The following is a 24,701-nucleotide window of genomic DNA, read 5'->3' as shown; positions in this document are numbered from 1 at the left end:
CATGCTGAGTTTTTTAGCGATTCTGCCGCGATCGCTAGTGACCTTTTTCTAGGCGTTGGCGGCACTGTTGAGGTTTTATGGCGATGCTGAAACCATCCCCTTTGAACAATACGGATTCGAATACACCGTCCTCGACTGGAGCCTCGTGGTTTTCGTCGCTGCGACAGTCCTGCTACTGGTGGCTATCGGCATTGAGTGGCACGGTGGAAACCGAAGAAGAAATCAAGAGGCTGAAGCAAGAGACCGAGCAATTAAGGCAGCAGAACGCGAAGCTCGACGAGATGCTCTCGCAGAGGAAGCTAGAGACCGAGCAGTTGAAGAGCGAAACCGAGCGATTGAAGCAGCAAAATGCCAAAATCGACGCGATATTCTCCAAATACAGCATCAACTCGACCCCAGCCCCGAAAACCGAGCAGTCCTAAGGGATTTCTTGGCGATTTTGGAAGAAGAGCGCTAAGCACCCATGGCGGAGTAGTGGCGGAGGCCGCGACGCCAGAGCCAGCGATTGAGAACCCAAAAGAGCCCCATCCAACTGGCTAGGATGGCGAATCCAGGGGCGATCGCCACGGGCAAATCCAGCAGGATCGCCACGGGGAAATAGATCAGGTAGGGAAAAGGTGTCCAAAGCAGGATCGCCTGCATCGACTCTGGAAAAACGGAGAGTGGCGCGACCATCCCCGACAGAAAGAGGTAAGCCAGAAACCAAAACTGCTCAAGAGCGCTGGCTCGCTCAATCCAAAAGCTGAGCATGGCAAAGGTGTACTGGATTAAAAAGCGCAGGCAAAACGCAGCTGCGATCGCCACTAGAAAGAGCAACAACCGCCAGAGCGACGGCATCACCCAAGCAGCGGGATAGAGCCAAATTGCCAGTCCTAACAGCAGCACGATAAACGGCAACCGAGCTGAGCGCTCGGCCAAATGCGAGTAAAAGTGGTGCCAGCCCGGATCGAGGGGTTGCAAGAGTCGGAAGGAGAGCTGGCCTTTGACGACTTCTTTCTCAAATTCCCAAATCACCCAGACGACGGTAAGTTGGCGGGTGAGAAAAACGGCCAAAAAGTACTGAACAACGGCTTGGGTGGAGAGGCCAAAGTCGCCGCTGCGTACCGCCTCATCCCAGACGCCCATCATGATCAGCGGTAGGGAGCCGGAGAGCACCCAGAGAATCAGCTCGGCGCGATACTCGACCATGTAGTCGTAGTAGGTTTTGAACAGCGTTGCGGGGACGCGCCAGCCTCGGTTCATGCCACGGCTCCTGCACTAAAGACGCGACCGATCACTTCTTCTACCGGCGGATCTTCGACGCGCAAATCATTGACGGGCAGATCGGCCAATAGCCGCGTCACGGTTTCAGTCAGTTGCGATCGCTTCACGAGCAACCGAACGGAAAGCCCATCGCAACTTTCGACTTCGCCATAGCGACTCAGATCCTCGGGCGATCGCGGACTTTCTAAATCCAGTTGGATTTGGCGGTAGGGTGCAAAGCGATCGAGCAATCCATCCAGTTCGCCGTCGTAGATCAGGCTGCCGTAGTGAATGACGATGACGCGATCGCAGAGGCGCGTGATGTCAGCCATGTAGTGCGAGGTCAGCAGAATCGTGGCGCGATAGCGTTCGTTGTAGGTCGCCAGAAATTCCCGTACCGCTGTCTGCGCGTTGACATCCAGCCCCAGCGTTGGCTCATCCAGAAAGAGAACTTTGGGGCCATGCAGCAATGCCGCCAAGAGTTCGGCTTTCATCCGTTCGCCGAGCGAGAGCTTACGCACGGGTTGCCGCAGTTGCTGCTGCAGCGACAGCATTTCAGCCAGCTCGCCAATGCGGCGATCCAAATCGCGATCGCTGATCCCGTAGACTGCGCCATTGATCCGCAGCGAGTCTAGGGCTGGCAAATCCCAGATCAGTTGCTGCTTTTGCCCCATCACCAAACTGATTTGGTTGAGGAAGGCAGGCTCTCGCCGAAACGGGACAGCTCCTGCGACCCGACAAGAACCGCTAGAAGGCCGAATCAAGCCGGTCAGCATTTTCAGCGTGGTGGTTTTGCCTGCGCCATTTGGCCCCAAGAAGCCGACGACTTCGCCGGGTTCGATCCGAAAGCTAACGCCTTTGACGGCTTCGATGTCGCGGAAACGCCGCTTGAAGAAATGGCGGACGCTGCCCATCAAGCCCGGATCTTTGAGCGCAACGGGATAGACCTTGCACAGTTGTTCAGCTTCAATCACGCTCAACCCCACGGTTTGCCGCGATCGCGGCAGCTTAGCAGTGTCCCTGATCCTAGACGGTTCTGGGTTGTCACAGCTGATGGGTGTAATGTCAATGACAATCCGGCTGATAACGGTTTGTCTCCGTACTCTTGCTGCTAACACTGCACAGTTAAGTAGTAGCTGCGTAGATGTAATGTGTTATCTATTTCTGACTTCTCAAGTGAAACGCTAAGAGTCTGCTATTTCCTTGAGGGTGTTAGCGGTGGTTAAACGGGGTTTTTAGGCGTATTGGAGGTGCATCCCATAGAAACTATTACCTTCGACAAGTTTCTGAAGGTTGAGCTTCGTGTCGGCAAGATTGTTGATGCAACTGAGTTTGTGGGTGCGCGGAGGCCAGCCTACATCCTGCATATCGACTTCGGTGAAGAGATTGGTGTCAAGAAATCAAGTGCGCAGATCACCGCACTCTACAAGCCGGAAGAACTGATCGGTGGGCTTGTCGTAGCAGTGGTCAACTTTCCATGTAAGCAAATCGGTCTGCTTATGTCTGATTGCCTTGTCACGGGATTCCAGAGCGAGAACAGAGAAGTAGCGCTCTGCATCCTTGACAAGTCCGTTCTGCTGGGCTCAAAATTGCTTTAATTCAGTTACCATCACTAATGCTTTATAAAAAACAGTTTCTCTTCTCTAAAAAGAGCCCTACAACTATAAACATCTTTACGACTGGTAGACTAAAAACTGACCGCTTTCTAGGCCTCAGGACAGTTATTTGCTTTAATCCTAGAATTTTGAGAAGCAACCCTAGCTGCCATTAATCATATTCAACATCTAATAGTTAATCATGGCACTAATATCTGGCAAAAGTTACAAGTCGTCAGATCAGTGCAATCGGCATTTTGTATACAAAGTGCCTTCAGAGCTTAGTTTTTTAGCAGGCTAGATAATTTTTATAGACGATTGTCTTGCGACACTCTAACTATTCAGTTAAAATAATAGAATTGTTGAGATAAAAATACCTTTATCCGCTAATTGTCAGCCACTTAGGTATTTATAAATATTTCAAATTAATTAGTATTAACCGCAAAGTTACCATTGATTAAGATCTATCATTTTTTAGCACTTTAAATGGCATGTTGTTGTCTTCCCAGTTGCGAATACTTGCGTATAAATCTGTATTAAGGAAATACTTTTCCTCGTAGGCAAGTCTTAGATAACGCTCAAGCTTATCAGGCTCAATATCAGACGCCTGATTAGAACCAAGAGTTCTTCGTAAGCCAAGTGACAGAATTTCGACTAAATGATGACCACAGCAAACCTGCCAGGGATCATAACCATTATCTTTTTTATCATTCAGTTGAAGTCGCAGATCCTCATCGTCTAATGAGAAGGCCTGTGATTTATTCTTAATCTCACGAATTAGTTCGATTTCATCTATTTGCAAACTGTTTTCGTCAATAAACCTACTAAACCTAATGCCTTTAAAAGTTAGATTCAACTCATTACATTGAGAAATCCAAAGCAAATAGCCAATTGAAGTACCACTTTCAAGTATTGCTACCCTTATATCTCGATTAAATTGATGAATTTTATTTTTAGATCCATACTCGGCAATTACCTTGTAAAAAGCTGGGGAATTGATGATCATGGATTCAAGATCATGAGTATCCGTGTAGAGGAGATTAGAACTGTGAGGTTGCAGATTTGCAAGTCGATCAAAATCTGCATCAACAATTGCTAGAATCCCATTGAATCTTGGTCTTTTCTCCAATATTTTTAGCACAGAAATAACTAGTAATTTACTAGATGGCTTGCCTGAAATATTTACTACTTCACACTCTAATTGATCAATTAAATTTTCATAAAAAATTTTATCTGAGGACCCCTCTACAAGTAAAAATGTTCCTTGAAATGTGCTTCTTCGCAACCGAATCTGGTTTGCATGACGGTCGTTTGAAAGTAAATCTTTCACTTTTCTGGCCCTTTCAGCTCAACTGTCAAATCCCATCTATCTTGAATAAGATCTGGTGAGTGAGTAGCCATTAGGATATCTAGGTCTGCGAGCTCTATGATCTCTTGTAAATCCTTTAGGAATTGAATTTGCCAGCCTACATGTAGAGAAAGTTCAGGTTCATCGATGAGAACCAGTGAGTTAGGTTTGACCTTAAACAATAACTCGTACAAAAGAACTAATTCATGCTGTTCGCCAGATGATAAATCTGTCGGTGACAGTTTATTTGAATCAGTAAAGGATTTATAGCGTGTTGAAAAAACAAATCCTTTTTCCTTGCTAAAATTTATTTCCTTATAGGAATAAGCAAATTTATTGTTAATAATTCTTCTCAAAAGATCGATCTTTCTTGCGATTTCAGAAAATACATTCAATTTCTTTTCTACATCTTCGACATAAACTGATAACGCATTTTTGGTGCTCTCATCAATATCTTGAGGTTGAATTTGAAATTCTGAATCTTCTTCTTTATCTAGTAGTCCTACCTCTATGAGACGAGAACGAGTTGACTCAAGCTCATCCAACTGGTTGCGAAGCTGCTCATCTGATACGTCCGAAGATGGCTGTTGCTTTACCACTCTCAATGGAAATGTTCTGTCAAGAGATTGCGATGTTGTGCCATATTCCTTGAATTTATCTTGCATGAGCTTTGCAAGTTCATCCGAATAAGCGGAGACAGTAGATAGCATTAAAGGTGTTCCACGATATGTTCTGGAAGAACGACTAGGAACGAGATTAAGTAGTCGCTGCGATTCAATGAGGCGAATGTGAATAGCATTTTTTATGTCCTTCAACCACACAGGTTCTTCTTTTGAATAAGATCCCCTTAAATTTGCAGATAAAGAGTCAGGTAATGAGTCTCCAAAACGCTCAACAACTTCTTCTAAAGATAAAACCTCATCGGTGGGAAGATACATCCACTTTCTGGTATCTATTCTTTCCAGACCTGGCACTACTTCATCTAGGATACCAATAGGAAAACCTATATCGGGAGAATATTTAACCTGACCTAAAGAGAAGGATTTTCTCTCGATGTTAGGTTTGTATAAATAAAAAGTTATATCAACTCTTCCTGACTCGTGAAAGTCTTTTATTTCTCTTGCAACTTCAATAACTGTATCATCATTTAACTCTACCTTGAATTTATTAAATGAAATTGATCTTAACTCGGAATATCGAGAATTAAAAAAGCTGTTTAATAGTCTTAATACTGCTGTTTTTCCAAAGCCATTAGGACCATGAATAATAGTAATTCTTTGATTAGTGTTTAAGGAAATTGTGTGATCAAAAACTCCAAATAAACCATATACAGAAATTCGCTTAATTTTCATTTTCTCGACTCCTAAAGCCTTAGTTTAACTTCTTGATCATGAGTTGGCAGTCTATTGCCGTAAATCAAGAATCTACATATTATACTTCTCCAGTATAAGGGCAAAATGCTGTGATGAAGCTTGTCTCAGAATTATCTTAATGTATTGCGTGATTACAAAATTCTTACATTAAGTTAGCTGTTGCTGATGAAGGTCATTAGACCACCAAACTATTTGTTAACATTTAGGCAAGAGATATTGATTGGGTGCAATCTTTCAGAAGATGTCTTCCAATTTCTTGGAGGGTGTAGTGAAATCCATGTAAATGAAGCGCTGAAAACTCCTTACTTAATTTAATAAATATACGATTATACTGTCATCACTTCAATGGCGATCGCTAATTAGGCGCAGCATACCTCTCGGTGCTGCCTCTATCTGCGTCATGAAGCCCTTATCTACAAAAATCTGGCGAACTGTTTCGGGTGCTAGCCGCAGCTGCAGATAGTGATTGACTTGCATCGTCCATTGATCGCCCTGCCGTTCATGGAGGATGTCATGCACACAGATGCGATCGCCTTGTTCTTCCAGAAAGCAGGTGAGGATTCGAGACTGATCCGATCGCACCGGAATAAAGCGGCGATCGCCCTGAAGTGGCTGCGAATAATCGCGGAATGTCGCCAGAAAACGCCCACCCGGTGCGAGATGTTCAGCGGCCAGACTCGCTAAGCGATCGACTGCCTCAAGACTATCGAGGTGAGTTAAGGTGTCGCCCATGCAGACGATCAGGCTTGGCTTGCGGCCTGCCGGCAGATGCTCAGGAAAGTCCAGCAAATCAGCACAAACCGACTGAATCGGCAGAGAACCCGCTAACTCCTGTAACCGCGCCAAGAGCTGCGCCGAAGAATCGATCGCGATCACCTCAAAGCCTGCTTGTGCGAGTGGAATCGCATGCATGCCAAAGCCCGCACCCAAATCCAAACAGAGCCCCGGCGAGTGCAAAAGTCCCTCTAAGTCAGCAGCACCAGCAGTGAGTGCTGCCTCAGCGCCACCAGCCATCCATTCGTAAATCGGCGCGAGCAGTTGTTCATAATGCTGATCTGTGGAGGCCATCGAATTATTGACTTAAAGATTGGCTGATTGCTGAGCGATCGCGAGGCTGACTAAGTTTGTTTATCCGTTCAAGAATTCCTATCACTGGTCAACCTGAAATCATCAATTAGCAATCCGATCTAGATGCTGATTAACGCGAGTTGAAGCAGGGCGAACCGGCAGCAGCGTATGGTCCAGAAAGCGATGGGTTGGGTCAATGCTGACTCCTCAAGAACGCCAGCGATCGCTGGCTGAAACTGCGATTTGGATTGCAGTTTTATTTAACCTGACCTGTAATGGCGGCGGTTATGTCTATCAAAGACGCTGGAAAGCCTACTGGCTGGGTGCGTTGATTGCTTTTTTGGCAGCACTGGGGAGCGGCAGCCTCTCCGGGGCGATCGCATGGGCCAGAACGCCTTCCGTGAGCTTTGAAGATCGCGCTACCAATTTTGCCTGGGCTGCCCTCAAAACTGCCAGTTTAGGTTGGATCGCCGTAGGTCTTGGCTCTGCGATCGAAGCAGGTGTGACGGTGCAGCGGTTGCGGCGACGGCTTGCACATCCTAGTGACCCGATCGCTGTCTCCGAGTCCTTGCCGCCTCGCTCATGATCGCGGCCTTACTGGAACTGGGCAGTAGCGATCGCAGTTGGCTGATCTTAGGGGTGTTGCTCTGCCTCCTGTTTGAACTGATCAACGGCTTCCACGACAGCGCCAACACGATCGCGCCGCTGGTCTACAGTCGCGTACTGACGCCTTTTACCGCCGTGATTTGGAGTAGCCTTTGGAATCTCGTGGGGGCGATCGCCTCGTCCGGTGCAGTCGCCTTTGGGATTGTGGCGCTCTTACCGCCAACCACGGCAGGGCAGACCCCAGACTGGTGGGCCGTGGCAGCGCTGTTATTGGTGGCGATCGCCTGGAACTGGCTGACGTGGTGGCGGGGCATTCCCCTCTCCAGTTCACAAACCCTGATCGGGGCGTTGATTGGTGTTCACTGGGGGCAACTGTGGAGTGAGCAGTCCTGGACTTGGCAGGCTTTGACGGTGCCACCGCTCCCCGCCACGCTAGAAGCGCTGCTACTCTCGCCGTTGCTGGGCTTTGCTCTGGCCTACGGATTGCTGAGTCTGGTGCGATCGCGCTTGCCAACTAGCCTAGACCAACTGGAATCCTTGGCAGAGCCAACCCTGACTTGGCCAACCCGTAGTAGTCTCTTGCTGGCTACCGCGGGCATGAGCTTCAGCCACGGCACCAACGATGGGCAAAAGGGCATGGGACTGCTGCTCTTGATTCTGGCGACAGCCTTGCCCGATCGCTTTGCGACTGCGTTGGAGCAGCACCACTTACCCCTCGGTATCAAAGTAACCGTTGCCCTCAGTCTGGCGATCGGTACCCTGATTGGCTGGCAACGGATCACCCACACCCTCGGCGAAGCCATGGGCGATCGCCCCTTAACCACCGCCCAATCCCTCTCTTCTGCTGCGGTAACCACTGCCACAATCCTGACGGCCAGTCGTTGGGGGTTGCCGATCAGCACCACGCAAGTCCTGACGGCGGGCATTGCTGGCAGCACACTCGCCACCCAGACAGCCCTCAACCGCCAGACAATCCGACGCTTGCTCTGGACTTGGCTGATTACCCTGCCGATCGCGATTGGCTCGGCACTGTTGCTCTACAGTCTCGGGCGTGCGATTTGGGCCTGATGCTCACCGTTGTTGTCAGGCTCTCGGCAAGCTGCGACGATCGCGGCAGTCACTGAGGACCAGCATGGCTAAGCGGGGGGCGATCGCCGCCGGACATCCACAGACCGTTGCGGCTGGGCTAGTGGCCTTGGAAGCGGGAGGCAATGCTTTTGATGCCGCGATCGCAGCTCTGGCGGCTTCGTGGATCACCGAGCCTCTACTGACCTCCCCGGCTGGAGGTGGCTTTCTGCTCGCAGCCCAGCCCCACCAAAGCCCCCGCCTCTATGACTTCTTTTGCCAGACGCCCAGTCAGCGATCGCCAGAACCACAGGATTTCTATCCCGTTGGGGTTGATTTTGGCGATGCGATTCAGGAGTTTCATATCGGTTTAGGCTCTGTGGCCGTACCCGGACTCTTGGCTGGGCTGCTGCGAGTGCAGGCCGAACTGGGACGGCTGCCGCGCTCAGTCGTCTTGGAACCGGCGATCGCTCTGGGCCGCGAAGGAGTAGAAATCAATGCCTTTGGTGAATACTGCTTTCGGCTACTGGATCCGATCGTGACTGCAACGCCAGAAGCGCGATCGCTCTACCAGCCGCAGGGTCAACCGCTGCGATCGGGCGATCGCTTTAGAAACACTGACTTAGCTGCCGTTTTAGAAGAGTTGGCTGCGCCCAAGGGTCAGGCCTTCTACGAACACGAACTGTTGCCTGCGATCGCCAATTACTGCGCGGCCGGCGGCAACTTGCAACTGACGGATTTGCAGCAGTATCCCGTCGCCGTGCGATCGCCCCTCGCGATTCCCTTCGGCAACTATCGTCTGCTAACCAATCCGCCACCCAGCAGTGGTGGTCTGCTGATTGCCTTTGCCTTGTCGCTCCTCAATCAGTCTGTAATCAACCTCAATCCTCAGCAGCATCCGCAGGATCTTGTACAGCTGATGCGGTTGACCAATAGGGCTCGCCGCGACTTTTTGGATGGCGCACTGCAACAAGCTGGCATCGATCGCCAATTTCTGACAGGTGCCGCTTTTGAGCAAGCCGCTGCCGGCTGGCTGAATCGGCTGGGCAGCACCACGCATATCAGTGTCATTGATGCCGAAGGCAACGCTGCCAGCCTCACCAGTTCCAATGGCGAAGGTTGCGGTCATGTCCTGCCGGACACCGGCATCATGCTCAACAACATGCTGGGCGAAGCCGATCTGCACCCTTTGGGTTTTCATCGCTGGCCGCTGGGGCAACGCCTCGGCTCGATGATGTCGCCCAGCCTGCTTTGGGGCGAAGACGATCGCCCGCATTTGGTGCTTGGCTCCGGCGGCTCCAACCGGATTCGCACGGCCATTCTGCAGGTGATTCATCGCTGGGCGGTCGAAGGCTACGCACTTGCTGAGGCGATCGCGGCTCCTCGGCTGCATTGGGAGGCTGGAGTGTTGAACTGGGAGCCAGGCTGGGACCCTGCGGGGATTGAAGCAGCAAGTCAACCCTCTGAAACTGCGATCGCTTGGACTACTCCCAACATGTTCTTTGGCGGCGTGCATGCCGTGGGACTGACAGCGACTGGTGAATTTTGTGGAGCGGGCGATCCACGGCGATCGGGCGTCTATGGTTGCTGTTGATGGAGGTCAGTCGATGTCGAGCACCACAGCACCAATCCTCAAAGCCAAACTGTTGGAATTCCTCAAGTTTCGCGTCCTCGCTGCTCAGGAAGAATTTTTTGATCCCTTTCTGAGCCAAGCTGCACTCCAAACCGGAACGCGATCGCCTCTCGATGCTGCCCGCTTGCGCCAGTATTTGCGAACCGCTGCTCCGACTGCCTTACAGCTATCGGATGCTGAACTGACTCAGGTGTTTGAGCAGGCACGGATGCTCTACGTCAATTAAGGGGAATCAAGCTTCATCGAGGCCACGTTGATGCAGAATCTGCCGCCGCCGGAAACGAGCGATCGCCCGTAGATCGACATTGCGATCGGTTTCATCAACAATCTCGCCCGTCAGCACTTCCAGCACATCTTCTAGCGTGACCACGCCAGCGACGCCACCATATTCATCCAGCACGATGAACAAATGTTCGCGTACCTTTTGGAAGGTCTTGAGCAACTTGTCGGCTCGCACTGTTTCTGGCACAAAATGAGCGGGTCTTGCCAAAGCCGACAACAGTAAATCCCCTTGGCCTGCTAAAAGAGCAGCCAGCAGTTCAGTCTTCAGCGCAATGCCACAAACAGCATCAATACTGTCATCAACAATGACAATGCGGCTGTGTTGGGAGGCCAGGATTTCTGCCTTAACAGTCTCGAGCTGATCTTCGCCCCAGAGATAGGTGATCGCCACTCGGGGCGTCATCACATCCGACGCATTCAGATCATTGAGCTGAAACACGCGCTGAATCATCTCTAGCTCATCCTGCTCGATCGCACCTTCCTGATGGCCAATGCTGGCGAGCAGTTGAATCTCTTGCTCGTCCGTCGTCAGTTGCGGACTGCCCTCATTGAAGGGTGCTGTGAAATGCTCCAGCAGCCAGATGATTGGCAACAGTAAGCGTGTCAGCCAGCGCAGGGGTTGGGCGGAAACCAAAGCGAGGGTTTGGGCAAAACGAGTCCCTAGGGTTTTGGGAACAATTTCGCCAAACAGAATGATCAGCAGGGTCAGTACCGCCGAAAAAATGCCGATCCAAGCGGATTGCAAGACCTGCGCAGCCAGACTCCCGATGATGATGCTGCCGAGGATGTTGAAGAGGTTGTTGAGGACAACTAAGGCTGCCAAGGGACGGCTAATCTGCTCTTTGATCGCCAGCAAGGCAAGGGCCGCTGGGCGGCGGGACTCTGCCAGTTGACGGACTCGAATCAGCGGGAGCGAGAGTAGGGCGGCTTCACTGGCCGAACAGATAGCAGAGCCCAACAGGACAACAAGCGTAGCGATCGCAAGGGACAGCATGTCGGAGACAGGCAAGGATTGTCTTATTTAAGCGGGAATCCGGCGAGGTAACGGCAGTCTGCGATCGCCGATGGCAACTCACTGCGTCTGATCGGCAGCTGAAGAGGAGGCTTTAACGAGCGATCGCTCTGGAACTGAGTCTGGCGGATTAAGAAACGGCCTTAAAAGAAACTTAACCTCAGTCTCTTAATCTAAACGGGACATTAGAGCCGCAATTGCTATGATTGCCCGTCCTATGGTGCCAACCGCGGATCAACTTGCCACAGATGACTTGAGTCTGTCGGATCGATCGCGATTTTGGCTGGCGGCTCTTGAAGCATCGGGACAGGGTGTGGCGATCGCAGATGCTACGCATCCTGATTTGATCCTGACCTACGTCAATTCGGCCTTTAAAAAGCTAACTGGCTACAACGCCGCCGAAGCGCTCGGTAAAAGTTGTCGTTTTCTGCAGGGAAGCGATCGCGCCCAGCCTGGTATTACCACGCTCCGGCAAGCCATTCGCAACGGTCAAGCCTGCGAAGTTGTTCTGCGTAACTACCGCAAAGATGGCTCGTTGTTTTGGAATCAGCTGACGATCGCACCGATTACGGACGGTCAAGGCAAGGTCTCGCACTACGTCGCGTTGCAACGCGATATCACGGCCTTTAAAGAGCAGGAACAGGCGCTGCAGCGCCAGGGCATTTACGACGAGCATTCGGGTCTACCCAAACGTCAGCTTTTCCTCGATCGCTTGAATCAAGCGCTGGCTTGGAGTCAATTTAGCGGCGTACCGGGTGCCTTGCTGTTGATTGATTTAGGTCTGCCAGCACACCTCGATGGCAGCCCGAGCCTCAGCCCTGATGCTGAGGAAAACCTTGAAATCATTGCCAATCGGCTTCAGGCCTACGTTCGTCCCCACGAAACCCTAGCGCACCTCAACCACCATCAATTTGGGTTGCTGCTGCTCGATCCCGATGTGCAACTCCGAGCAGAAGAGCGAGCTCACGGCATTCAAACCTTGATTCGCGATCGTTTGGCTGGGTTTGAGGGCGGTGCTCATATCGGCATCGTCCCCCTGACCCCAGAGACTCCTGCTACGGTCTTGCTCCAAGCGGCGGAAGCCGCTGCCATGACAGCGCGATCGCAGCAACAAGGTCACCTCAGTCTCGAAGCGAGTGCCATTGTGGCAGCTCCAGAGCAGTATTCCCGCGATCGCGATTGGCAACAGGCGATCGCAGCAGGTGAACTGACACTCGCTCTGCAACCTCAAATGGGCCTGCGCAACCGCCAATTGCGGGGATTTGAAGTTCAGCTACGCTGGCAGCATCCCCAACAAGGCACCTTGCTGGCCTCGCAACTGATGGAGCATTTAGAACAGTCCCAGCACCGAGAAACGGTGGGGCGCTGGTTCCTCGATCAAGCGGGTCAATTGCTTAGCCAATGGCGAAACAGTGCCCAATTTAGTGGTCTGTTTGCTCTATCGCTGTTGCCGCAACAGTGGAAGTCACCCAGCTTTATCCATGACTTGCGCAGCTTGCTGGAAACCTACCAGATCCCGCCCGAGCAGCTAGAGCTCGATCTGCCTGCTCAGAGCTTAGCGGAGTCTGCCGCCGAGTCTTGGGATTGGGTCTATGCGGTGCGCGATTTAGGCATTGGCATTGGCCTCGCTGATTTCGGTAGCCGCTCGATTGGTCTGTATGACCTGCGTAACTTGCCTCTAACGACCCTCAAACTGGAACGCCGGTTTGTGCGCGGGCTCCCTGATGATGCCAACGATCGCGCGATCGTGCGGGGGGTCGTAGCTATGTCGCAAGCCCTCAAGGTGCGGATTGTGGCGCGGGGCGTTGATACGGTTGACCAAGCCAAGTTCTTGGCACGGGCCGAATGTGACGCCATGCAAGGGTTGGCCTACTCCGCACCGTTGACCATTGAAGAAGCGCTGCAAGTGGCGCGATCGCCCCAAGCTCCCGCTTGGTAGTCCTACTGCGATCGCCTCTTCATTGCTGACTGCTCTGCCGTTATCCCTAAAAACAACGCTCCCTAGGACTGACTAGAGAGCGTTCATTCAACAACAACTTATAGAGCGGTGATCATTCCCACTCGATCGTGCCAGGGGGTTTCGAGGTGATGTCGTAGACGACGCGGTTGACGCCTTTCACTTCGTTGACAATCCGATTCGAAATCGTCTCCAGTAGGTCGTAGGGAGCCCGCGACCAGTCAGCGGTCATGCCGTCTTCACTGCTGACAAAACGCAGCACAACAGGGTAGGCGTAGGTGCGCTTGTCGCCCATCACACCGACACTCTTGACCGGCAGCAGCACAGCGAAGGCTTGCCAGAACTCGTCGTAATAGCCCTGACGGTTGACTTCCTGGCGAACAATCAAGTCTGCATCGCGCAGGATGTTGAGCTTTTCAGCTGTGACTTCACCCAGAATCCGAATCGCGAGGCCCGGGCCTGGGAACGGATGGCGCTTGACGATTTCTTCTGGTAGACCCAGCGATCGCCCAACCTGACGCACTTCATCTTTGAACAGACGCCGCAGCGGTTCAACTAGCTTGAACTGGAGGTCTTTGGGCAGACCACCGACGTTGTGGTGGCTCTTGATCTTGACCGCCACTCGCTCGCCCGTTTTGGGATCGACGTTAGTGTCTGCCGACTCAATCACATCGGGATAGAGCGTGCCTTGGGCCAGATAGTCGAAGGGGCCGAGCCGACGCGATTCTTCTTCAAAAACGCGAATGAATTCGTGGCCAATCCGTTTGCGTTTTTCTTCGGGATCGGTGATGCCTTCCAGTCGCTGTAAGAAGCGATCGCGAGCTTGAATATATTCAACATGAATCTTGAATTTCTCGTTGAATACCTCCATCAAGCGCTCCGGTTCGCCTTTGCGCATGAAGCCCTGATCAATGAACATACAGGTCAGCTGATCGCCGATTGCCCGATGTAACAGGAAGGCCAGCGTCGAAGAATCTACACCGCCGGATAGCGCTAGGAGAACGCGCTTATCACCGACTCGTGCCCGAATTTCGCGAATCGCTTCTTCGACAAAGGTTTCCGTTGTCCAAGTCGGTTCGCAATCGCAAATGTGATAGACAAAGTTGCGAATCAGCGCCATGCCATGCACGGAATGCACGACTTCCGGGTGGAACTGCACGCCGTAGAACTTGCGCTGGTGATCCGCGATCGCAGCGCAGGGGGTGTTATCGGTGTGGGCGAGCAGCTCAAAGCCCTCGGGCATGGTTTTGACAGAGTCGCCATGGCTCATCCACATGGTCGAGCCCGGTTCGACGTTGGTCAGCAAATCGGTCGGATCGTCGATGACCAACGCTGCCTTGCCATATTCGCCACGCTCGGCGCGATCGACTTGGCCCCCTAGCTGTTGCACCATCAGCTGCATGCCGTAGCAGACGCCCAGCACCGGAATTCCCAGATTCCAGATTTCTGGATCGCAAACTGGCGCGTAGTCGTCGTAGACCGAATTAGGGCCGCCTGAAAGGATGATGCCCTTGGGAGACAGCTGCCGAATTTGATCCGCCGTGGTGCGGTAGGACAGCACTTCTGAATAAACTTGCGTTTCGCGAATGCGGCGAGCAATCAGCTCCGAGTACTGCGACCCGAAGTCCAGAATGATCAACATTTCACGGTTCAAGGCTGCAACTTCAAGTGCAGCCTCCATTTCAGTCTGGAGCGTCACGGCAGGGCTCGGCAAGGGGCAAAAACAACCGGGAAACGCAGAACTGAAGGCCGCGATCGCGGGGTGAACAAGCCATCGTCCGCTGACGCTGATATTCGGTTTCCGGGCTGAAGATTCCCCCAATTTATCACGGGGATTTATGCGCTGGGGTAGCGTAGCGGCTGGGCGATCGCTCGGTTCGTCAGCCAAGTCTGGGCCTGAGATGAGGCCGTGAGCAACTGGCGATCGCGTCCAAACAGCACCACACCAATTTCTGGAATTTGCTCACTGTAGCGACGGATGTAAGCCTGACTGCGATCGACGATCGCTTCGGCAATTTGCGGCCACAAACGACTGGCTAAGGCTGGATCGGTCTGATCCAGATACTGAGTGGCAGCATCAACTGTTGGGAAGTCCAGCAGCGATCGTACTTGCTCTAGGGAAGCTCCAGCCGCGATCGCGTAGGCCGCCAGAATTTCGCGGCGGGCATCCGCAACATGGTGATGGGTATGGAAAATACTGCCCGCCAGTTTCAGGAGTTTGCCGTGATAGCCAAACAGAAGAATCCGCGGGATGCCCAGCAAACCCGCTTCGACGAGCAACGGCCCTAGCCAGTTCGCCGTTTTCAATTGGCGATCGCGGGGCAATCCGATTTTTTGCGAGAGATCCAGTCCGTTTTCACCAATGCAAAAGATCACCAGATCGGGATCAGCGGAAAGCTGACGCAGGCGATCGCGGAAAACTTGCAGCTGCTCGGGCGCACTCAAGGCTTCGGCGACGCCGTGAGTTCCCAGTAGCGACAGTCCTTCAACTACGCCAAAGGCAGCATTCGCGGTGCGTTCCGCCAGTCGCCGACCCTCTGGCAGAATCAGTCGAACGGTTAACTGCTCATTAGTCTGGAGCAGCGGCAATAGATTTGCTCGCAATAAGCGCTGGGCGTAGTCATAAATGGCAGGGCCGGTTTCGCTGTGACCAATCCCTTCACCCGCTTCGATCGCCAGCGAATCTTGGTCGGGCGATCGCGGACTGAGCTGCACTTCAGCCCAAATCGGAGTCCCCCGCGTCAGGTCGAGGTTATCGCCTGGATCACTGCGGCAAATCGCCAAGGCGCGATCGGGACTCAAAGGCGCCACCTGTTCAATCGCGATCGCCACTGTTTGATCCGGATCAATCAAGTGACAATCGACACTTTGAATACTGGCTGCTGGTTGGCGCAGCCGTTGCAACGCCGCGATCGCAGCTGCACAAGCAAACACTGGCAAGGTATACCCCGAACGAGCCATCCCAGAATCTTTCCGATTAGAGAGCGCAGATCGTAGGCTAGTAGTTTCTGCACGATTCAAGCGAAGCTGGCCCCATGGAAGACAAATTGATGCTGATGATCCCCGGCCCGACGCCGGTGCCGGAGCAGGTCTTGCTAGCGATGGCCAAGCATCCGATTGGGCACCGCAGCGCTGACTTTAGCCGCTTGGTCGCTGACACCACCGCCGGTCTGAAGTGGTTGCACCAAACGACGGGTAATGTCTTGGTGCTTTGCAGCAGCGGTACGGGTGCCATGGAAGCGGGCATCATCAACTTCCTCAGTGCAGGCGATCGCGTTCTCTGCTGCGAAAACGGTAAGTTCGGCGAGCGTTGGGTCAAGCTGGCGCAAGCTTTTGGGCTGGATGTTGACCTCGTGCAAGCGCCTTGGGGCAAACCGCTCGATCCGGAAGCGATTCGCGCCAAGTTGGAAGCGGACACCGATAAGCAAATCAAAGCGGTCATCCTCACCCACAGTGAAACCTCGACGGGGGTGATCAACGACCTCGAAACGATCAGCGGTTACATTCGCGCCCATGGTGCGCTGAGCATTGTTGATGCAGTCACCAGCTTGGGTGCGGCCAATGTGCCGATCGATGCTTGGGGCTTGGATGTTGTCGCCTCGGGTTCGCAAAAAGGCTACATGATTCCGCCCGGACTGGGTTTTGTAGCGGTCAGCGATCGCGCTTGGAAAGCCTACGAAACGGCGACGTTGCCCAAGTTCTACCTCGACCTTGGCAAGTACCGCAAAGCGGCCCAGAAGGATTCCAATCCCTTCACACCGCCAGTCAACCTCTACTACGCCCTCGATGCTGCCCTGAAAATCATGCAGCGCGAAGGTCTGGAAAATATCTTTGCGCGCCATGCGAAACTGACCCGCGCCACCCGCGCTGCGATCAAGGCGCTCAACCTGCCGCTCTACGCCGCTGATGAAGTGGGTAGCCCGGCAATTACAGCAGTCGCGCCGGTGGAAGTTGCCGCTGAAGACATCCGCAGCTTCACCAAAAAGCACTTCGATATTCTGCTGGCGGGCGGTCAAGACGACCTGAAGGGCAAAATCTTCCGGATTGGCCACTTGGGCTTTGTCTCGGGTCGCGATGTGTTGACCGCGATCGCCGCGATCGAAGCGGCTCTGACTGGCTTGGGCTACAGCAACTTCACCTCGGGTGCAGGGGTTGCCGCAGCGGCAGCTGAACTCGCGAAGTAGTCAATCGTTAATCCTTCTGCGATCGCACAGCTATCAAAAAGGGCTTCATGATGTGCATGAGGCCCTTTTGCTTGATGAGTTGTGATGGTCTAGCGAACTTGCATATAAACCGCATCTGAAATCGTCGGGATTTCTGCGTAGCGACCCAAAATTGATTGGATGATCGAATAGAGGCAACCCACTAACATTGCCAAGAAGATGGTGTTATTCAGCGTCTCGAGGATAAAGCCTCCACCCAAGGTAGGACGCAGCACCATTTGGAAAATGATATTTGCCAGAATCAGCAGAATATCAATCAGAATCGCTTGCATCGCATTAAAGCGAATGAAATGACTGATATTTTCATTGCGAACAACGAGGAAAAAGAGCAGGAAGAAAATAATCAGCCCAGCGAAGGGAATTTGAAAGAGCTGCAGCACAGGCACCAATGGCAAAATTAAATACTGCAGCACGGGGAATTGATTGAATAGCGCAAAGCCGAAGCTCACGCCCTCTGCTAACGGCAACAGGTAGGGCAGGCAGGCAAAAAAGCGATCGGCAGGTGAGGCAGAACCGCGCCAAGTCATGTGAGTTCTGGGGGCTGAGTCGTCTTGCCCAGTCTAGCGGCAGTTTCTGGCACTAACGACCTAATCAAAGTGGATGCTCGCCAGCCGGAAGCCCATCGTGCAGCGGAATTGGTCAGCTTGTTGGGCATTTTGTTTGGCGAGGCCATGACCACAGCGTAAACGCCCCGCTTGCCAACGGGGATGTCCACTGCCATCCGCTAGCGGACAGTTTTGGCAGACACAATCTGTGGCCAACACATGCCGGTCGGTTAAGACAACAAGCATACGGACCTCCTGCTCGGTCATTTGTTTGCCCTCAGTCTAGACACGGAAACCGGTGCAGAATGTTCGACGGGCAACGAATTGCGGTACTTATTCACATACCTAAAAGTGACCGGTTTGATGGCGATCGCCAGGCTGTGTGCATGTAAGTCGTTGAATGGGCATCAGCGATAGTCAAGAGCGATCGCAAGTGGATGAAGCGAGTGATTACTTTGCCTCCATCCAGTTGTGGCCTGCATGCAGTTCCACAGCCAGCGGCACGGTCAGCTGAACTGCCTGCTCCATCGTCTGCTGGATTTGGGGTGCGAGGCTGTCCCATTCCTCCGGCGGCAGTTCTAGGACGAGTTCGTCATGGACTTGCAACAGCATCCGCGCTTGATAGGACTGCAACAGCGCCTGCAACTGCACCATCGCCACTTTGATGATGTCGGCACTTGACCCCTGAATGGGCGCATTGGCGGCGGCTCGCAGCAATTGCGCCTCGAAGCGGCTGGGACGAATCTTGTCGAGATCGATGCTCTCGGGATCGCTCCCGCGTAGCTTCTGGAGGCCAGTGTCCTCAAAGTCAAAGTAACGCCGCCGCCCCAAGACTGTTTCCACATAACCGCGGGCGATCGCTTGGCGTTCCAGGCTTTGCAGGTAGGTAAACACCCGAGGATAGCGATCGTAGAAGCGATCGATAAAGCCTTGGGCTTCCTTGGTGCTGCTGCCAGTTTCGCGGGCAAAGCGCTGGGCACCCATGCCGTAAATCACACCAAAGTTGATGATTTTGCCAATGCGTCGTTCCTCGGACGTGATCTCCTCGCGATCGAAGAGCAGACTGGCCGTAAGTCGGTGTACATCATCGCCCTGCCGGTAGGCTTCCAGCAGCACTGGCTCTTGGCTGAGGTGAGCGAGGATGCGCAGCTCAATTTGCGAGTAATCTGCTGCGGCTAGTAGCCAGCCTTCACGGGGCAGAAAAGCCTTGCGAATTTGACGGCTGAATTCGGTGCGAATCGGAATGTTCTGCAGGTTGGGATTAGAAGAGGACAGCCGTCCCGTCGCCGTCACCGCTTGGTTGAAATCAGTATGAATGCGTCCATCGGCAGCAACCAGACTCGGCAGCGCATCCACATAGGTCGACTTCAGTTTGGCGAGGGTGCAGTGCTCCAGAATCAGGTCGATGATCGGGTGATCACCCTGGAGTTTTTCGAGCACGGCTGCATCGGTGGAGTAGCCCGTTTTGGTCTTGCGGGACTTTTTGACATTCAGCCCTAGCTTCTCGAACAGCAGTTCGCTCAGCTGCTTGGGCGACCCGAGATTAAAGCGATCGCCCGCTAGGGTATGCGCTGCTCCTTCCAAGCGATCGAGCTCGCCCTTGAGATGCTCCGACAGTTCTGCTAGATATCCTTCATCAATGCGAATGCCGCGATCTTCCATCTCGGCAAGCACGGCTTCGAGCGGCAGCTCGACGGTTTCCAGCAGGAATTGAAGCGCCGGAGATTCGGCGATCCCAGCTTTCAGCAACGGAATCAGCCGCTGCACCACATGGACATCGCTGCCGCAGTATTGTGCAACTGCCGCGATCGCGACTTGGGCGATGGTTTTGCCCTTGGGGACGAGGTCGCTGTAGCTGCGCGTTTGCAGCTTTAACCAGCGATCGGCTAAAGCATCTAAGCTGTGGCCAAGACTGGGGTTGAGTAGGTAGCTAGCCAGCATTGTGTCAAAGACCACACCCGCCAGCTCAATGCCTTGGTGACGCAGAATCAGGCGATCGAACTTGGCATTTTGCAGCGCCTTGGGATGGCGATCGCTTTCCAAAATCGGTCGTAGCGCGGTGAGGACTGTCTGGAGCGGCAATTGCTCGCCTTCCTCATGCCCGAGGGGAATGTAGGCAAGCTGATCTGGCTCTTCTCCCCAAGCGCAGCCAATACCCACCAGTTGCGCCAAGCGCGGATCGAGGTCGGTTGTTTCCGTGTCCCAAGCCACGATCGCTTCAGGACTATCGCGCTGTTCCAGCAAAGTCACGAGGTCAGTCAGCGCTGCGGCCGTGGTGATGATCTGAGGCTGCAGTTGTGGCCAGCGCGGTTGCTGCGCAGCAGTTTCTTCGGCGGTCCAAAAGTCGAGGGATTCATCACTGAGTGCTTCGACAGTTGGTGGCTGGCCCCCGAAGAGCTGTTGCAGGCGATCGACCTGTCGCCGGAAGGCTTGCAGTTCCAGTTTTTCCAGCCAAGGCAAGACTTCCTGTTCATCAAAGCCGGTCAGAGCATAGTGATCCCAGTCGATCGCTAGGGGAATATCCGTGACGATTTGCGCCAGTTTGCGGGAGTGATAGGCTGCCTCGCGATCGCTCTCTAATTTCTTGCGAACGGCGGGTTTGATCGCTTCCAGATTGTCGTAAATGCGATCGAGATCACCCCAAGCCTGCAGCAGATCCACGGCTGTTTTGGGACCAATGCCTTTGACGCCAGGGATGTTATCAGAGCTATCACCGCAAAGCGCTTTGAAATCAATTACTTGCTCAGGCGGTACACCCAGCTTATCGATCACCGCGGCCGGATCAATCTCACGGGCGGCTTCTCGATTAGCGCTGCGGCCAAAGGTATTGCCGAGGTAGAGCACGCGAATCGCACCCTCGGGGTCAACGAGCTGGAAGAGATCGCGATCGCCGCTGAGAATCCGTACTCGATAGCCCGCTTCGGCTCCGCGTTGGGCGACTGTGCCGAGTAGGTCATCTGCCTCATAGCCTGGCTCCACCAGAATTGGCAGATTGAGGGTTTGCAGCAGCGCGACGAGGTTATCCGTATCGATCTTGAAGTCTTCGGGGGCTTCGTCGCGGTTGGCCTTGTAGTTCTCGTCTGCTTCGTGGCGGAAGGTTGGCCCACCCAAATCGAAGGCGATCGCCAACGCTTTGGGTTGCTGTTGCTCCATCACCTCCAGCAGCGCTTTGAGGAAGCCAAAACAGACACTGGTGGGAATACCGGTGCGGGTGCGTAACCCACCATCGCGACCTTTGGCAAAAGCGTAGTAACTGCGGAAGGCCAAGGAGTGGCCATCCACGAGAAGCAAGAGGGGAGAGTCTACAGACATGATTCGTATTCTCCCACCTGCGTTCAACCGCATTGGAAGCAATCGCCAAGGGAACACTAAAACTAAGGCCTCAGCGTCGTTCCTCACCCGCCGCTCCAGTTCGGAGAGTCACCATGAAAGCCTCAATCCTTTTGGGATCTGCCCTTGCCCTTCTCTTGATTGCACCCCCCCTGCGAGCCGAGAATCCAGTTCAGGTTCGCCAGCTTCTGGAAACCGGAGCCTGTGCTGGCTGTGATCTTCAGGATGCAGATTTGACAGGTGCTCACTTGATTGGAGCTGACCTGCGCAATGCCGATTTAGCCGGTGCCAATTTGACTGGCGTGAATCTCGAAGGCGCTGATCTCACCGGTGCTGATTTAACAGGAGCCAACCTCAGTCGGGCCTACCTGACCAATGCTGTCTTCGCGGATGCCGATCTCCGGAATGCAAACCTCAGCGGCGTCACGATGTATCACGCCGATGTGAGCGGGGCACAACTGTCGGGCATCAACCTTGCTGGTGCCACACTTGGCGGGACTGCCATCAATATCGGCGGCCAGTAACGATCGCTCACCTCCAGCGGCCTAGATACCTGCAGCTAGTCTTCGGGGCCGAAATACTGTGGCGTGAAGCAACCGTGCAAACCGTAGGGAATGTGTTGCTTGAGATTCAGGCGAGCTAAGGGCTCTAAGGTCTGGGCGGACAGGATCACCAGTGCTGAACTGTGGCGTGCTGCATCGTAGATCAGGCTGAGAACCCAGCCATCATCTTCCGCAATTCCACCGGGACGCGGTACAAACAGCGGCTCGCCAATAAAGCCTCGCGGGGCAACGGTCCAGAGCTTGCGATCGCCTGTTTCCAGATCGATCTTCAGCAGGCTTTGCAGCGGCGCATTACCAGTTGGAGCAGCGGCAGCACCGATGTAGTAGTAGCGGGCGTCCTGACCAACAGTGCGGGGATGCTGGGTCGGAAATTCGCAGGTGCGACTTTCCAGTAGTTTCCGTTCTGCGCGAGGTTGGCCAGGGTGCAGCGTAAAGCGGAACAACTCGCCGCGTGGGTAGCTGTCGAAATCGACTTCCTTAAAGTTGCGATCGGGCTCCAGCATTGGGAACTCGTCGTAGCAAACCGAATCAACCACGATCGCGCCATCCGCCGTTTCAAAGGCATTGGCATGGTGGAAGACAAAGCAGGACTCGGTTTCAAAGGTCTGCAGCGGTGCTTTCGGATCGCGGGGGATCACCAAAATCTGGGTAGATTTGTTGCGATCGCTCGCCAAGCATTGCCCCGCCGTCCGCTGTCCCAGCAAGGCTGGCAGCGGGTTAAAGCGAATCGGGTTTTGGAAAAAGATGGCGTAGTTGGGCGTCAGCGCAAAATCGTGGAGGAAAGCAAAGCCCGGAATCACCCGCTCTTGTTGCTCGACGCAGCGGCCTGACTCATCAAATTCGTAGAGCCGAATGCGGCTGGAAGGGCCGGTCTTGACAGCAAAGTTGACCAGCCGCCGTTGACCGCCTGTACGCTCCGAGCCGGGATCGATGCGGGGATGCGCCGAGAAAGGATCACCATCGGCCAACAAACCATCCAAGCGATCGAGGCCAAAAGTTTCCAGCGTCTGTGGATCGAGGCGGTGCGGTTCCGCCGCTTCCCAGAGCGCCAGCAGGCGATCGCCCCAGTAGAGGATGTTGGTGTTGGCAATGTTCTTGAGGCCGAGATCAAAAATATTGGCCAGCCAACCCCCTGGTTTTTGGGTGCCAAAGACGCCGCGATAGAGAATCTTGCCCGCCTTTTGCTCTGCCAGAAACCCTTCGGTACGAACGTAGCGATTGCGGAAATAGGCGCGACCTTGGCGAATCGCGATCGCGCTGATCATGCCGTCGCCATCAAAGGGATGGTGCAGGCTTTGGCCGCCAATTTCCAGCAGACCGGGGCCGTTGCGGAAGACCGTGCCCTCTAGCTCAGCTGGAATTTCGCCTTCGATGTCGTCGATCCAGTAATCCCGTTCTTCGGTCTGGGATTCGTAACCCCGCAGCCAATCAGCGCGGCTGAAGGTCTCAGTCGAGGCAGAAGAAGCAGTGGCAGTCATTGGGTTACAACCAAAGGTTCAGGAGCAGCGGAGGCGATCGCGTCTGAAGGCACTGTTTCGGCTTCCTCAGCGGGCAAGAGCCCCAGCAAGGGCAAGGGCAGCAAACTACTGAGGTTGGTCAGCAGGACTAGCAACCAGAGGCGATCGAATTGGCTTTCGGTGACGCCCAGCCAATGGGTGAGCAGCGCTCCCAGCTCCACGGAGCCAAAGTGCGCCAGATTCAGCACCGACATCAGCAGGGCAAACAGTGTTGCTTCAATGCCGCTCGGGCACAGCCGTGCTGCCAAAATCAGCACTGGCATAAAGGAGAGTTGACCCGCCACCGTCAGGATCAAGCTGTCGCCGAGGCTAAACCACTGATCGCTGATGCCCCAACTGCGGTTGAGGTGAGTGACCAGAATCAGCGAGGTCAAGCCCAGTAGCGTGGTCACCACGATCATCCAGCCGAAGATGCGGCGAATCGGTACCCCCCGCAGGAAGCGCTGGAAAATCCAAACGCCGAGCAACGAGGCCAAGTTAGTGACCAGTCGCACACGCCCCAGAAACTCTGGCTCAAAGTGCAGCTCGTTGGTCGAGAAGAAGAAGAACGCCGAGTCAGCGCTAGGGGTAACTTGCCAGAGAAAGAGAAACAGCGTCGGCATCCAAATTTGGCGCTGACGCAGGGCTTGGCCAATTTGACCCACCTGTTCGCGAATCAGTGCCAGTCCCGGCTGAATCGTTTGGGGCACTTCGGCAATCCAGCCTGCGACCAGACAGACAATCAGAGGAAAGGTCGCCGTGATCAGAAATAGGGTGCGCGTCTCGAACAGTTGCAGCAAAAAGCCGCTGAGATAGGCTGTCACCAAGCCACCCAGTGCCGATACGGCCCAAGTCAGGGACTGGAGCGAGCCGGATTCCGATCGTGATTCTTGGCGGGCTCGTTCGACAACGAGGGAATCGACAATCACATCGCTGAGCGCGACTGACAACGAGCTGAGCGCGATCGCCAGCGTTGCCATTGCAGGGGAATGAACAACAGTGCCCAAGCCGAGCCAGGCAGTGCTTCCCAACAGACCTGCGGCAATCAGGTAGGGTCGCCGCCGATAGCCGCCCAACGGAAAGCCATCGGAGAGCAAGCCAAAAGCCGGCTTGATCATCCAAGGCAGCGCTGCGATTCCCGTCAGGGCAGAAACCTGAGCGGGACTAAGGCCGAGATCGTCTTTGAGAAAAAAGCTGACAGCCAGCCGAGAGAGTCCGAGGATACCCTGCACGAAGTAGACCAGCAGGATGGCGGCCAGTTCAGGACTGGGTTCTTGACCAAACAGCAACCGCTGCTGCCACGTGGGCTTGGCGACGGTACTGAGGGTCGAATCGGGCATCGGCTCGACTGTAAAGAAATGTC

The 24,701-nt window shown here is 53.9% G+C and carries 22 protein-coding genes; 9 read left to right on the top strand and 13 right to left on the bottom strand.

Translation table 11 applies throughout. From position 1 onward, the window contains the following. Positions 1-77 precede the first annotated feature (77 nt). Positions 78-422 carry a hypothetical protein gene (locus SYC_RS13580; RefSeq protein WP_173282528.1) on the top strand — a complete coding sequence of 115 codons (345 nt, stop codon included), beginning with the start codon at positions 78-80 and terminating at the stop codon, positions 420-422. Between the two features lie 31 nt (positions 423-453). Here the strand turns inward: SYC_RS13580 and SYC_RS07050 are convergent, their stop codons facing one another. Next, positions 454-1,242: an ABC transporter permease gene (locus tag SYC_RS07050; RefSeq protein WP_011243645.1), complete on the bottom strand. Its 789-nt coding sequence runs from the start codon at positions 1,240-1,242 to the stop codon at positions 454-456. Then, positions 1,239-2,222 carry an ABC transporter ATP-binding protein gene (locus tag SYC_RS07045; protein WP_039755888.1) on the bottom strand — a complete coding sequence of 328 codons (984 nt, stop codon included), beginning with the start codon at positions 2,220-2,222 and terminating at the stop codon, positions 1,239-1,241. The genes SYC_RS07050 and SYC_RS07045 overlap by 4 nt, the downstream gene beginning before the upstream one ends. 270 nt (positions 2,223-2,492) lie before the next feature. Between SYC_RS07045 and SYC_RS07040 the strand changes: the two genes are divergently transcribed. Next, a complete protein-coding gene (locus SYC_RS07040) occupies positions 2,493-2,840 on the top strand; it encodes a tRNA-binding protein (RefSeq protein WP_011243643.1) in 348 nt (115 codons plus the stop codon). A 454-nt stretch (positions 2,841-3,294) separates the two neighbouring features. Here SYC_RS07040 and SYC_RS07035 read toward each other — a convergent pair whose 3' ends face one another. The 3 genes from SYC_RS07035 to SYC_RS07025 all read right to left on the bottom strand — a co-directional run bounded on the left by SYC_RS07035 (position 3,295) and on the right by SYC_RS07025 (position 6,626). Continuing rightward, entirely contained in the window at positions 3,295-4,167 is an 873-nt protein-coding gene (locus tag SYC_RS07035) for a DUF4435 domain-containing protein (protein ID WP_011243642.1), read from the bottom strand. Continuing rightward, complete coding sequence (locus SYC_RS07030) at positions 4,164-5,537, bottom strand: AAA family ATPase (RefSeq protein WP_011243641.1); 1,374 nt, start codon at positions 5,535-5,537, stop codon at positions 4,164-4,166. The genes SYC_RS07035 and SYC_RS07030 overlap by 4 nt, the downstream gene beginning before the upstream one ends. 363 nt (positions 5,538-5,900) lie before the next feature. After that, complete coding sequence (locus SYC_RS07025; RefSeq protein ID WP_011243640.1) at positions 5,901-6,626, bottom strand: class I SAM-dependent methyltransferase; 726 nt, start codon at positions 6,624-6,626, stop codon at positions 5,901-5,903. A gap of 196 nt (positions 6,627-6,822) precedes the next feature. On the opposite strand from SYC_RS07025, the gene SYC_RS07020 reads away from it, so the two are divergent. The 4 genes from SYC_RS07020 (at position 6,823) to SYC_RS07005 (ending at position 10,156) form a co-directional block, all read left to right on the top strand. Beyond that, complete coding sequence (locus tag SYC_RS07020) at positions 6,823-7,212, top strand: hypothetical protein (RefSeq protein ID WP_011243639.1); 390 nt, start codon at positions 6,823-6,825, stop codon at positions 7,210-7,212. Then, positions 7,209-8,300 (top strand): inorganic phosphate transporter, encoded by a 1,092-nt coding sequence (locus SYC_RS07015; protein WP_011243638.1) that lies wholly within the window; start codon positions 7,209-7,211, stop codon positions 8,298-8,300. The genes SYC_RS07020 and SYC_RS07015 overlap by 4 nt, the downstream gene beginning before the upstream one ends. 64 nt (positions 8,301-8,364) lie before the next feature. Then, positions 8,365-9,891 (top strand): gamma-glutamyltransferase, encoded by a 1,527-nt coding sequence (locus SYC_RS07010; protein WP_011377483.1) that lies wholly within the window; start codon positions 8,365-8,367, stop codon positions 9,889-9,891. Positions 9,892-9,904: 13 nt separating this feature from the next. Then, positions 9,905-10,156 (top strand): hypothetical protein, encoded by a 252-nt coding sequence (locus SYC_RS07005; RefSeq protein ID WP_011377484.1) that lies wholly within the window; start codon positions 9,905-9,907, stop codon positions 10,154-10,156. Positions 10,157-10,162: 6 nt separating this feature from the next. Here SYC_RS07005 and SYC_RS07000 read toward each other — a convergent pair whose 3' ends face one another. After that, positions 10,163-11,206, bottom strand: coding sequence for a hemolysin family protein (locus SYC_RS07000; protein WP_011243636.1), 1,044 nt, complete (start codon positions 11,204-11,206; stop codon positions 10,163-10,165). A 220-nt stretch (positions 11,207-11,426) separates the two neighbouring features. On the opposite strand from SYC_RS07000, the gene SYC_RS06995 reads away from it, so the two are divergent. Further along, positions 11,427-13,163 carry a bifunctional diguanylate cyclase/phosphodiesterase gene (locus SYC_RS06995; RefSeq protein ID WP_011243635.1) on the top strand — a complete coding sequence of 579 codons (1,737 nt, stop codon included), beginning with the start codon at positions 11,427-11,429 and terminating at the stop codon, positions 13,161-13,163. Between the two features lie 112 nt (positions 13,164-13,275). On the opposite strand, the gene guaA is transcribed toward SYC_RS06995, so the two are convergent. Next, positions 13,276-14,862 carry a glutamine-hydrolyzing GMP synthase gene (gene guaA, locus SYC_RS06990; protein WP_173282570.1) on the bottom strand — a complete coding sequence of 529 codons (1,587 nt, stop codon included), beginning with the start codon at positions 14,860-14,862 and terminating at the stop codon, positions 13,276-13,278. A gap of 155 nt (positions 14,863-15,017) precedes the next feature. Next, the gene (gene cbiD / locus SYC_RS06985; protein WP_011243633.1) at positions 15,018-16,142 is read right to left on the bottom strand and encodes a cobalt-precorrin-5B (C(1))-methyltransferase CbiD; all 1,125 of its coding nucleotides are present in this window, start codon (positions 16,140-16,142) and stop codon (positions 15,018-15,020) included. A gap of 74 nt (positions 16,143-16,216) precedes the next feature. Here cbiD and SYC_RS06980 point away from each other — a divergent pair, with 74 nt between their 5' ends. Continuing rightward, entirely contained in the window at positions 16,217-17,365 is a 1,149-nt protein-coding gene (locus SYC_RS06980; RefSeq protein ID WP_011243632.1) for a pyridoxal-phosphate-dependent aminotransferase family protein, read from the top strand. An 89-nt stretch (positions 17,366-17,454) separates the two neighbouring features. On the opposite strand, the gene SYC_RS06975 is transcribed toward SYC_RS06980, so the two are convergent. The 3 genes from SYC_RS06975 to polA all read right to left on the bottom strand — a co-directional run bounded on the left by SYC_RS06975 (position 17,455) and on the right by polA (position 21,261). Then, positions 17,455-17,931 (bottom strand): Tic20 family protein, encoded by a 477-nt coding sequence (locus SYC_RS06975; protein WP_011243631.1) that lies wholly within the window; start codon positions 17,929-17,931, stop codon positions 17,455-17,457. Between the two features lie 60 nt (positions 17,932-17,991). After that, positions 17,992-18,195, bottom strand: a complete 204-nt coding sequence (locus SYC_RS13575) for a hypothetical protein (RefSeq protein ID WP_039755490.1) — start codon at positions 18,193-18,195, stop codon at positions 17,992-17,994. A gap of 204 nt (positions 18,196-18,399) precedes the next feature. Then, on the bottom strand, positions 18,400-21,261 hold the full coding sequence (gene polA / locus SYC_RS06970; protein WP_041676995.1) for a DNA polymerase I: 2,862 nt from the start codon (positions 21,259-21,261) through the stop codon (positions 18,400-18,402). Between the two features lie 113 nt (positions 21,262-21,374). Between polA and SYC_RS06965 the strand changes: the two genes are divergently transcribed. After that, positions 21,375-21,803 carry a pentapeptide repeat-containing protein gene (locus SYC_RS06965; RefSeq protein WP_011243628.1) on the top strand — a complete coding sequence of 143 codons (429 nt, stop codon included), beginning with the start codon at positions 21,375-21,377 and terminating at the stop codon, positions 21,801-21,803. Between the two features lie 35 nt (positions 21,804-21,838). Here the strand turns inward: SYC_RS06965 and SYC_RS06960 are convergent, their stop codons facing one another. Then, a complete protein-coding gene (locus SYC_RS06960; protein ID WP_011243627.1) occupies positions 21,839-23,320 on the bottom strand; it encodes a carotenoid oxygenase family protein in 1,482 nt (493 codons plus the stop codon). Beyond that, complete coding sequence (fbt, locus tag SYC_RS06955) at positions 23,317-24,678, bottom strand: folate/biopterin family MFS transporter (RefSeq protein WP_011377487.1); 1,362 nt, start codon at positions 24,676-24,678, stop codon at positions 23,317-23,319. The genes SYC_RS06960 and fbt overlap by 4 nt, the downstream gene beginning before the upstream one ends. Positions 24,679-24,701: the final 23 nt, after the last annotated feature.

Source organism: Synechococcus elongatus PCC 6301 (assembly GCF_000010065.1).
Classification (GTDB): Bacteria; Cyanobacteriota; Cyanobacteriia; order Synechococcales; family Synechococcaceae; genus Synechococcus; species Synechococcus elongatus.
Note: the sequence above shows the minus strand (reverse complement) of the source record. Positions and strands in the feature narration are given on the sequence as shown.